Genomic DNA, 10,079 nt, shown 5'->3' with positions numbered 1-10,079 from the left:
ATTTATTTATGTGTTATTAATAAACTAAATCAATTATTAATTGGACAAACTATTTATCCAAGACAATACTCAATGGGCATCTAATATAACAATAGTAAAGTAACCTATTAAGATATAACAATCCTTTTGTGGTTAGCTTTTACATACATTAAGAATCACATACATTAGATCGCATCACTTAATGCCTATGCATTTATTTTTTCATTTGGGCTTAAAAAGAGAACTATTATGAAGCAGTTGGTAATAACCATTTTAGGGGAAGATCGCCCCGGTTTAGTAGAAAGTATTTCATCGGTTATATTGGAAAACCACGGTAATTGGTTAAGCAGTAATTTAAGTCATTTGCTTGGCCACTTTGCTGGCATTATACAAGTTGAGGTGGCTGAAGAGCATTTACAGGCATTTCAAGATGCGCTTAATGGGCTTCCTAAATTAGATGTCCGTATTGAAAAAGGCAACACCGAAATTGAGCCTGTTGAACTCGAGCAGCTTAATTTTGTGATCACCGGGAACGATCGTCCCGGTATTGTCCAGGAGTTGGCAAGTGTTATTCGTCATAAAGGCGCTAATATTACGAACTTAAACTCAAGGCAGCAAAGTGCGCCAAACTGGGGGGTGCCAATTTTTAGTGCCGTTGCCACCGTTAGCCTGCCTAATGGGCTTAACAAAGACGAAGTAATTAACGCTCTTGAGTCGATTACGAGTGACTTAGTGGTTGATGTAGAGCAAAGTTAAATGTGCTCTATTATTTTACACACGAAAAAGGCGCTTATTACAGCGCCTTTTTTATGCGTAACACTTGTTGCTACATATCTGCATGACGATTAATGCTTTGTATCATTTGCTTTAATCCTTGCTCTTCAAGTTGCAACAGCTCACTTAGTTTTTCTTGAGCCTCAGGTGATTGTGCTTTATCAGCCAAATAACTATATGCGTTCAATACTTTTTGATGCTGCTTTGATAAATATTCTTGAATTACTTGCTCATCTAACTGGTTACTGCGATCTAAATCAGTAAAGTTAATAATTTCTGAGTGCTCTGAAAAATATTCATAACAATACGTATCTAATGTGTTTATTTGCGTGATGGCTTTAAAGCCAATTAAATCCTCAGCGAGCTTTTTTTCATACTCAACACAATAATCAATTAGCTGTTTGTTATGCTCCCCGAGTAGGTCCTTTACACTAAAAAAATTAGCGGCCATTTGTGTGTGAAATTGAACGGTCCAATCGAACACTTCTTGGATTGTTTTAACTTGCATGTGCGTTCCTTACTATTTAACCCTAATGATTAAATAGATGCGTGAATCATGCCAATAAAAAACACAATAAAATCAGCAGGTAAAGTAAAGCTGGGTAACTTGCACTGATTTTTTACAGTACAAGTTACACAACCAGTGTAAAAATTATAGGTTTCGCTTTCGCCATAATAAATACACAGCAGGCAATACCAGCAATGTTAAAACAATGGCGCTAAACATACCGCCAACCATGGGGGCGGCTATTCGACTCATTACTTCACTGCCCGTGCCTGTGCCATATAACACCGGTAACAGACCAATCACTATGGTTGCTACCGTCATCATTACAGGGCGAACGCGCAAACCGGCGCCTTCTAATATGGCATGCTTAAGCTGCTCAATACTCATGCTTTTTCCTAATTGAGAGGCGGCCTGTACCTGCGCTTTATACGCTTGATTTAAATACACCAACATAATAACGCCTATTTCTACGGCCACCCCAGCAAGGGCAATAAAGCCGACCCCCACAGCAACAGAGAAATTAAAGCCTTCTAAGTACATGAGCCAAATACCCCCTATCATCGCCAGTGGTAATGTCGCCATAATAATAAAGACTTCAGTGAAGCTTCTAAAATTCAGGTAAAGCAGTACCACAATAATGGCTAAGGTAAGCGGCAACACATAACTCAGTTTGGCTTTGGCACGCTCCATATATTCGTATTGCCCTGCCCAAGTTATAGAATACCCTGCGGGTAAAATTAGCTGCTCGTTTAGTAACTGCTGAGCACTTTCTACGTAGCTGCCAATGTCAGTATCTTTAATATCAATAAAGCTCCAACCATTTAAACGGGCATTTTCACTTTTTATGCCAGGAGGGCCATCGCTAATGTATACATCAGCCACGTCGGCAAGTGCAATGCGTTGCCCAGCTGGGGTCACAATAGGCAGCAGCATTAACTCCTCTGGTGAATCACGATACGCTTGCGGATAACGAATATTAACCGGGTATCGCTCTTGACCCTCAACCGTTTCAGTCACGTTCATCCCGCCAATAGCGTTTGCGACCACTTGCTGCACATCTGCAATATTTAAACTATAACGCGCTGCTTTTTCGCGGTTAATATCGACCTTGATATAACGCCCACCTGCCACTCGCTCTGAGTAAACCGATGCGGTACCTGGAAGATCTTTAAGCAGTACTTCTATTTGTTGACCTATTTTTTGAATTTCACTCAAATTCGGCCCCGCGACTTTTATACCCACAGGGGTTTTAATCCCTGTAGCCAGCATATCTATTCGCGTTTTGATAGGCATTACCCAAGCGTTTGTGAGTCCTGGGAACTTTACTAAAGCATCCAGCTCTTGTTTGAGCTTTTCGGTGGACATGCCCTCGCGCCACTGTTCTTTAGGCTTAAACTGTATAAAAGTTTCAATCATGGTGAGTGGTGCCGGATCGGTTGCCGTTTCCGCTCGTCCAATTTTACCAAATACGGTTTTTACCTCGGGCACAGTGGCAATCAGCTTATCGGTTTGCTGTAATAGCTCGCGCGCTTTACCAATAGAAATCCCAGGGTAAGTGGTTGGCATATACATTAAATCCCCCTCATCAAGAGGTGGAATAAACTCACTGCCTATTTTATTAACCGGATAAAAGCCCACTAAAGTAATAATCAGTGCCACTAACAAGGTGCTTTTGGGGAATTTTAAGACTGTGTTTAACAGTGGCTTATAACTATTTACCAATAAACGGTTTACCGGATTTTTATTTTCAGATATCACCTTACCGCGAATAAAGTACCCCATCAGTACGGGTACTAAGGTAATTGCTAAGCCGGCAGATGCCGCCATTGCATAGGTTTTTGTGTAAGCTAATGGCGCAAACATTCGCCCTTCTTGAGCTTCTAAAATAAACACCGGCATAAAGCTAACTGTAATGATTAATAAGCTAAAAAATAATGCAGGCCCTACTTCACTGGCAGAATCAATCACCACTTGCCAACGATTTTCATCGGTCAGCGGTTTTTTCTCCATGTGTTTATGCATGTTTTCAATCATCACAATCGCACCATCGGTCATGGCACCTATCGCTATAGCAATGCCCCCTAACGACATAATGTTGGCATTAATCCCTTGCCAATACATAATAATAAAGGCGGTGAGTATGCCTAAGGGCAAGGTAATAATAGCCACCAGCGATGAGCGTACATGGAATAAAAACACCACACACACTAAAGCCACTACAATCAGCTCTTCCATCAATTTAGAGGTGAGGTTATCAACTGCGTCTTTTATTAAGTGAGAGCGATCGTACACAGGTACAATTTCAACCCCCTCAGGCAGGCCTTTTTTAAGTGACTCCAATTTAGCTTTGACGAGCTCTATAGTTTTTTGCGCGTTTTCACCAAAGCGCATCACTACTACGCCACCAGCCACTTCGCCTTCGCCGTTAAGCTCGGCAACACCACGGCGCATTTGAGGACCTAAACGCACATTAGCAACATCACGTAACTGTAGTGCAGTACCGTTAGCGTTTATACCTAAAGGAATCGCTTCTAAATCAGCCACACTTTTTACATAGCCAGTGCTGGTAACCATGTATTCGGCTTCTGCCATTTCAACAACTGATGCCCCCATTTCTTGGTTGCCTTGCTTAATGGCAGTTTGAATAAGGCTTAGCGGAATACCATAGGCACGTAACTTATCGGGCTGTACGTTAACTTGGTATTGTTTCACCATGCCACCTACCGATGCTACTTCGGATACACCGGGCACAGTTTGCAGTTCAAACTTTAAAAACCAATCTTGTAAACTGCGTAGCTGGCTTATGTCATGCTTACCTGTGGTATCAGTGAGTGCATATAAATACACCCAACCAACTCCTGTGGCATCGGGGCCAAGCTCTGCAATTGCCGTATTGGGTAAACGCGCAGATACTTGACTTAAATATTCTTGAACACGACTTCGCGCCCAGTATAAATCGGTGTCTTCGTCAAAAATAACGTACACGTAGGAGTCACCAAAAAACGAAAAACCGCGTACTGTTTGCGCCCCTGGTACCGATAACATCGCCGTGGTTATAGGAAATGTGACCTGATCTTGCACTACTTGCGGCGCTTGCCCAGGGTAAGATGTTTTAACAATAACCTGTACATCAGATAAATCGGGTAAGGCATCTACTGGGGTGTTTTTTACAGCATACAAGCCGCCACCAATCAATATAGCGGTCAGTAACAGTACAAAAAAACGATTAACAACAGACCAGCGAATAATTGCAGTAATCATAACCACTCCTACTCGTGCTGACTGTGCATAGCATGCACAGAAGTCATTGTATGGATCACAAACACACCTTGCTCAATACTAAAGGTAAATGTAACTTCATCATTTAGCTTAAACGCCTCAATGGTTACATTTTTTGCTAACACAAAGTCCATAGTTGCAGGTCCGCGCCCCCACTTTTCAATCGCCTCACGGCTAATATTCATAACCCGCGTGCTAGGGTCAATGCTGTTGATAACCCCATTCACAGTAGCCATGCTTGGGTCACTATCACTCATTGCCATGGTGCTGTGCGAAGGGGCTTGCATACGCTTAAAGTCAGAGCTTTTACTCGACTCTGAATCAATTAAAAACTGCGCAGAAGTAACCACTTCATCTTCAGCCAAAACACCCGATAAAATCTCAGTATGAGTCGCATCGCTTCGCCCTAAGGTTACTTCAACCGATTTAAAACGCCCCTCCCCAAGCGCAATTACAATGCGGTTTTGGCTACCAGTGCGAATAACCGCCTCTTTAGGCACAATTAACTGCTTTTCAGCTTTTTGGCTATGAATACTCACTTGCGCAAACATATTTGGTTTTAACTGATGACCTTCGTTATTAAAGCGCAAACGCACTCGTAAAGTACGATTTTTAGCATCTAAAGTAGGGTAAATATAATCCACTTGCCCTTGCCAACGTTGACCACTTAAATAATCGAGTGTCATGGTTACCGGTAAGCCAACACGGATCAGCTCAGCTTGGCGTTCAAATACCTCAGCCTCAACCCACACTTCGTCAAGCTGAGCAATACTCATCATTGATGTATCTGGTTTAACGTAAAACCCTTCACGAATATTAAGCTCATCAACAACGCCACCTTGGCGAGAATAAAAAGTAATGTTTTGTAGCACTTGCTGACTTTTTTGTAAGCGTGAAATAAAACCCTCAGACACATTAAGCGATTTTAAACGTGCTTTAGCCGCCCGAATTAACACCGGATTATTGCGCTTTAACGCTAAAACAAACTCTTCTTGGGCATTGACTAATTGCGGTGAATACAAGGTATAAAGTGGCTCATCTTGTTTAACCTGATCGCCTGCTGCCTTCACATATAATGTCTCTACCCAGCCCTCTACCCGCGGATGAATATGAATGAGCTGGTCTTGGTTATACTGTACATAGCCTACCGTGTTGACTTCATTTTCCAGCGCTGCAAACTCCACCGGTGCCGTGCGTACACCTAAGTTATTGATCACGGTAGGTGAAATTTTAACACTGCCGGGGCCTTCATTTGCATCACTGTCTGACTCTTCATAAACAGGCACTAAATCCATACCCATAGGTGATAAACCTGGTTCATCACGACGATAATTACTGTCCATTGGTGCCACCCAATAAAGCGGCTCTTTTTTACTACTGGTTTTGTCATTGCTTGGCATAGTGTGCTCAGCTGGCAAGCTCAATAACACCCCGGCCGTCAGCGCTGCACTGCATATAGCCACCAATGACAATTTTAAATTAGTATTCATAGGTTAGCTCCTGCTGTGTTAAGTTCTTTAAGCTGGCGTCATCAGCACTGGCGTAATAATTTAACCGTGCAATAATAATTTTTTGATCAACGTGAATATTAAGTGCGTCTATTTTGGCATTTAATTCGCTGATCCGCGCTTGCATCACATCCGAAAAATTACCATCATCGCGGGTATAAGCATTCAGGGTCGCTTGGGATTGCTCGGCCATTTGCGGCAATAATTTAGTTTTATAGAGCGCTGCTCGCTGACTTAATCGTGTTAGTTGGCTGACTTCCTTAAAGTACATTCCTTGTAGCTTTTTAAGGGCAATTAATTTTTGTGTTTTTGCCTCTTCGCTATCAGCAATCGCGGCATTAACAAGTTGATCTTGGCGATTATCGGTAAATAGCGGTAAATCGATACTCACTCCCACAGAGAAAAGGTCGGCTCGCGAGCCCCCCATTGGCATATCATCACGATAACCATATCCCATATTCACACCAATTTGCGGTTTATAGCCTTGCTCAGCCACACTGATTTGAGTTTGCTTTGCCTCTATTGCATTATCAATCGCCATAATAGCGGGGTGCTTTAATAGCAATGCCATTAATTGCTGAAACTCTAACTCCGTGTAGTTTTTTAACGCTGAAACCTGTGAAAAGTCCTCACCAACAGGCTGGCTTAGCATGTCGATGGGCAACCATTGTGTTAACCGCTTTTTAGCACCTTGAAGCTGTTGATCAAGTTGCATTAGTTTATCTTCAAGGCGGGTTAGCTCTAATTGCGCACGAATAATATCTTGTTGGCGTGTTTTACCCACCGAGCTTACATAACTTGATTCGGTAATATCGATTAGCTGAGTAAACAAGGCTTTGTCCTGCTCAATAAGTGCAATAGTTCGCTGCGCTCTGAACGCATTGAGCCATGACTCGGTCACTGTGGTTTTTACCTGCGCGAGTCTATCTTTACAAAGCCAAGGCTCTGCCGCAGCCGACTGAGACAGTGCTTTTTGCTGCAATGCTAAACTATCGCCTCGGCTTAACGATTGGCTAATTCCTACTTTAAATTGGGTCATATTTTCTTGATCAAAAGCAAAACCATTAGTGGGTAAGTTCATTAACCCTAGCGTGAGTACCGGATCAGGTAAGGTACCTGCGGCAATACTTTTTGCTTCAATTGATGCTTGTTTTTGCTTGCTGGCTTTAAGCCAAGGCTCATGGTTTAAGGCATAGTTAATTGCCTCATTTAAACTCAGTTCAGCACTGTGTACAGAGACACTAATGCTCAATAAGCTGCTCACACAAACGGCTTTTAATACTGCGAAGTGATTCATCACTTGCTCCACTTAAATTTAAAAAATAAAAAACGATTAAATTTTTAAGCAGATAGATGACAAAAAGCTAAATGGCTAGATTTTGAATACACCTATCCTGCGGTTATGCAGGCATAGGAGGACGATAGAGAGATCGTGCAAAATTAGGTTGGCGCTGCATGACAGCAAGGTGCACTTTTTCAGAGGATAATTTAGAGGCTATAAATAGCGAGTTTACATGCAAGGCCGAATGCGAATTACAAGCACTCATCGGGCAACTGCAATCTTGGGTTAACGTGCTTTGCTCACTACAGCAATCCATAGACATGGTTGTTGTATCAGCGTCGTCACTCATTGCCATTTCACTATGCTGCATCGATGCATGGGTTGCCATGTTCATATGCGGCATATCACATACCATAGATACAGACGCAACGGCTTGACCCACAAAAGTGAGTAACAAAGTTAGCGTGAGTAAAATACAGTAAATACGTTGCAATGAAATAACCTAAAAGTAAATAGACGCTAAAAGTTTATGGTAACTGGCTTTAAAACTCAATCATTAACTGGTTTTTACCATTGGCTTTATCAAGCTACTAGCCGCAATGGCGAACAGGCAATAGCCGGTAAAATACCAAAAACCAGTACCAAACTCAGCATGCATATTAAGTAAGTCTTCTGAGTTCGCGTTTGCATTACCAGCCATGTAAGCCACGATTAATGCAATAACAAACACATCCACCATACTCCATTTACTTAAGCCAATTATCACTTTACCAAGCTTGTACTTAAACGAAGTCTCCTTCAGTGCACAATAAAACAATTGAAGCAGCAGCTTAATTGTTGGGATCACTATTGAAAAAAACGCCACTAATATCGCCACTAAGTAGTTTTTGTTATCGGCCAGTTCGTTAACGGTGCCCCAAATACTGCGCGTTTTTTGATAAGCGCTGATCTCGCCTTCAAGTTTGTCTAATCCCAACATACTCGAGATCATCATTAGCATATTACGGGTGTTTTGATTTCCTTCATCTGCCAGCATTTCAATACCGGCTTGAGCAAGTTTAGATTTATCAATTTTGCCTTCCATACTCAACACCGGCTGTGTCACCCCGGGGATCAATAAAGCTAAGGCAATTAAAATAGTCGTGATAGGTAAAAGTAAACGCATGGTGTAATACTAAGTAAAATCAATATGTGCTAATCATTCCCAAACGTTTTGCGTTAGTCTTGTTCAATAATGGTGGCTAATAACTCATCCGCATATTGGCGCGCATCTAACATGGCTGTATACACCAGCTCTATATCTGATGCAGGGCGAATAGTCTCTAGCAACTTTTTAGCCAATTGCCAGTTATCTTCTTCTACTGCTTTTATTAAATGTAATGAGTTCCCCATCATGCCATCAAAACTTAAAAGTGCACCAGATAACTCAGCCCCTAAACTAAACTCTTTGGCAATAGCTTCCAGTTTTATATCTAAAATAGCATCAAGCACCGACATCAAGCCGACTAAATAGCCTTGCTCTGCAATAATCTTTCCGCCGGGCTCTAAAATCAATTGCATAAACTGCGCTCTACATAAACCTAAACGAGTAAGTTCACTAGGTTTGTCTGAGCCAAGTTCGCTCAGCGCCAGTACTCGTACAAACTTTCTAATAGAATCTTCCCCTAAATACACAACCGCTTGTGGAATTGACGTAATCACTAAATTTTTATTAGCAGAGCGGGCATTAACTAGTTTGAGAACACGTGCGGTTAAACCCACATCTTTAGAAATACGTTGATTAATTTCGTTAAAATCCAAGTCAGGACGAGATGTGCAGCGCAATAAATCAAAAACCGCCATTTTTAACGGCTCAACATTACCGTAACTGAGCATTTCTGGCCGTGCAAAAAAGAATCCTTGAAAGTAATCGCATCCAGCTTCTTTAAGCTGCCTAAATTCGTCATAGTTTTCGATTCGCTCTACCACTATTTTAACCTCAGGGTGATTGCGTTTGAGCTTTTTAAGTAGCATGGTGGTTTTTATTATAGGCTCTTCTACTTCAAGCTTTATATAATCAACCAAACTGAGCAAAGGTTGCCATTTTTCATGCGCGTCATAATCATCTAACGCAAATACATACCCTGCTTTTTTTAGCTCAGTTACTCGTTGAGTAACAAGCTCGATATTTTCAGTACGCTCAACAATTTCAATTACAGTATTTTCAGGCTGCAATAATGTAGGTAAATCCTCTAAAAGCCCTTCGCTAGATAGGTTTATAAACACGGTCTGATTAAGCGCCAGCTTTTCCACCCCAACCAGCATTAACGCATTAAAAAAAAGTCGCCCAGTGGCCTGCCCGTCGGTTGTTCCCGCAGGAAAGGCATTATTAACTGAATCGCGATAAAGTAACTCAAAGGCAAAAATGCTTCTATCAGCATGAAAAATGGGTTGCCTAGCAATATATTGAGTGACCAAAATAGATGAATTTTTTACGTCTGGATTATTTGGCATTACCCTTCCTGTTTTGCAGTGATGTGAGCGTTATTTTTATTGTTATACCTAACCAGTATAGTGAAACTTTAAAGACTTGCTGCAATTTTAATTCGAATAAAAAACAAGCAACTAAGCCTAAATTTATATTCTTAAAATAAAAACCTTTATTAACCTTATTTTTTATAAGGTTTTGCTGCTATCAGCCGCTCTGAGCATACCCAAAGGTTATGGTTATAAGGTATAATGCGATTATAAATTTTTTATAAACTCACAA

General features: G+C 41.4%; 8 protein-coding genes. 1 reads left to right on the top strand and 7 read right to left on the bottom strand.

The features are described from left to right. The first annotated feature begins 228 nt into the window (after positions 1-228). On the top strand, positions 229-735 hold the full coding sequence (locus A9479_RS16485; RefSeq protein ID WP_013465996.1) for a glycine cleavage system protein R: 507 nt from the start codon (positions 229-231) through the stop codon (positions 733-735). Positions 736-805: 70 nt separating this feature from the next. On the opposite strand, the gene A9479_RS16480 is transcribed toward A9479_RS16485, so the two are convergent. From A9479_RS16480 to A9479_RS16450, 7 genes are all read right to left on the bottom strand, one after another. Then, positions 806-1,261, bottom strand: a complete 456-nt coding sequence (locus tag A9479_RS16480; protein WP_024601955.1) for a hypothetical protein — start codon at positions 1,259-1,261, stop codon at positions 806-808. Positions 1,262-1,405: 144 nt separating this feature from the next. Beyond that, positions 1,406-4,522 carry an efflux RND transporter permease subunit gene (locus A9479_RS16475; protein WP_064664044.1) on the bottom strand — a complete coding sequence of 1,039 codons (3,117 nt, stop codon included), beginning with the start codon at positions 4,520-4,522 and terminating at the stop codon, positions 1,406-1,408. Between the two features lie 8 nt (positions 4,523-4,530). Further along, positions 4,531-6,030 (bottom strand): efflux RND transporter periplasmic adaptor subunit, encoded by a 1,500-nt coding sequence (locus A9479_RS16470; RefSeq protein WP_064664043.1) that lies wholly within the window; start codon positions 6,028-6,030, stop codon positions 4,531-4,533. Next, entirely contained in the window at positions 6,020-7,345 is a 1,326-nt protein-coding gene (locus A9479_RS16465; protein WP_064664042.1) for a TolC family protein, read from the bottom strand. The genes A9479_RS16470 and A9479_RS16465 overlap by 11 nt, the downstream gene beginning before the upstream one ends. 103 nt (positions 7,346-7,448) lie before the next feature. Then, positions 7,449-7,823 (bottom strand): hypothetical protein, encoded by a 375-nt coding sequence (locus A9479_RS16460; protein ID WP_024601952.1) that lies wholly within the window; start codon positions 7,821-7,823, stop codon positions 7,449-7,451. A gap of 63 nt (positions 7,824-7,886) precedes the next feature. Next, positions 7,887-8,495 carry a paraquat-inducible protein A gene (locus A9479_RS16455; protein WP_036956722.1) on the bottom strand — a complete coding sequence of 203 codons (609 nt, stop codon included), beginning with the start codon at positions 8,493-8,495 and terminating at the stop codon, positions 7,887-7,889. Between the two features lie 53 nt (positions 8,496-8,548). Beyond that, positions 8,549-9,823: an EAL and HDOD domain-containing protein gene (locus A9479_RS16450; RefSeq protein WP_064664041.1), complete on the bottom strand. Its 1,275-nt coding sequence runs from the start codon at positions 9,821-9,823 to the stop codon at positions 8,549-8,551. Positions 9,824-10,079 lie beyond the last annotated feature (256 nt).

This window comes from Pseudoalteromonas sp. MQS005 (assembly GCF_001661605.1).
Classification (GTDB): Bacteria; Pseudomonadota; Gammaproteobacteria; order Enterobacterales; family Alteromonadaceae; genus Pseudoalteromonas; species Pseudoalteromonas tetraodonis.
This window is presented reverse-complemented; position numbering and strand designations above follow the sequence as displayed.